General features: G+C 54.4%; 2 protein-coding genes. Both read right to left on the bottom strand.

What is annotated here, in order from left to right:
* Positions 1 to 346 precede the first annotated feature (346 nt).
* Positions 347 to 670 carry a hypothetical protein gene (locus BLQ73_RS31960; RefSeq protein WP_143020564.1) on the bottom strand — a complete coding sequence of 108 codons (324 nt, stop codon included), beginning with the start codon at positions 668 to 670 and terminating at the stop codon, positions 347 to 349.
* 132 nt (positions 671 to 802) lie between these two features.
* The coding region (locus tag BLQ73_RS33040; RefSeq protein ID WP_176955804.1) for a hypothetical protein at positions 803 to 1189 on the bottom strand (387 nt) is incomplete at its 5' end.

Below are 1189 nucleotides of genomic sequence, written 5' to 3'. Positions count from 1 at the left end.
CGCCAGACCTTCATCCGCCGCTAACCGGCGCACAATTGCCGGAAAGGGCCGCCGGGACCGCGCCCGGCGGCCCTTTCCTCTTCACCCGTCGCGGGTTCGCCACGCTCTGCACGGCGGCCCGGCGCACCTACCCCTCTATTGCGCTTGAACATATCGAGCGGCGGCAGGTTCTACAGCGCAGGGCGACAGTACCGCCTGCTTGGGCTCGGATTGTCCATTTGAAGCTCAAGCAGGCGGTCACTGTAGTTGCTATCCACGCTGGGTAATAACTAGCAGATAATCTCACATCGAGCTGGGTTGTAACCGAGTTACTGGATTTTGTGCTAGAAAACCGACTCTTACAGCCTCAAGCCTTCTTGTCGCGCTTCGACAGATTATCCTGCGCTGTGCGCCTGACTTCATGCCAAGTGTCACTGCAGAGTGTCATTAGAGTGTTGGTTGGCGTGTTGCGGTGTCCGGCAACTGTGTGTCGGACTGCATCGTGATCATCATTTGCGAGAACTTCAAGGATGTCCGGCGTGGCTTTGTTCTTTGCCGCCACCATGGAGCGAGTGTGCCAATCGCTACTAGCCGCCAGAATACGCAGTATCTCGATGGGAACGGTTTTGTTTTGTGCCACCCAGAAGTGTGCTTCTGGGTGGTGGGTGACCAGTTCGAGCCAGATTTCCAACGGGGCAGAATCCCGAGCGGCTCGGTTATATCCGGCAGGGTCATCGCCAAGGCGAAGTGCGAGGAACTCTGTTGCTGAATCTATCATCTACGGCCCCCTTCGCCTTTTGTTTCGAAGTTCATTCATTATATTCTAGCCACGTAGATCTTTCCAGGAAATGAACTTGCCGACATCTCCTTTGTGTTTGCTTTTCATCCAGTCTCCGTATTTGTCTGCGTCGGCCACCCATTCAAGCCCCTTGCTGGTTCCCCTGTAAACTTTCCAGGTTGACCCCCCGTGTCCAGCGTTGTCTCTAACCCACCAGTAGCCCTTTCTGTCTTGATAGAAAGTGCCGAACTTGTTGTGTTTCTTGACATTCTTTGCCTTGCTGGCGGTTATCTTCCAAAGGCCTCGTTCGCAATCTTCTCCTGAGTTGTGAACGAGGACATCTGCATCCTGTGCGCTTACATAATAGGTGTGGATGTCGTCGACTGTCAGGTTGTGGACGCGTTGGTTGTCGCTGGTCCACTTTCTGGTGCT

It is taken from the genome of Sinosporangium album, from assembly GCF_900100605.1.
In the GTDB taxonomy this organism is placed as follows: domain Bacteria; phylum Actinomycetota; class Actinomycetes; order Streptosporangiales; family Streptosporangiaceae; genus Sinosporangium; species Sinosporangium album.
This window is presented reverse-complemented; position numbering and strand designations above follow the sequence as displayed.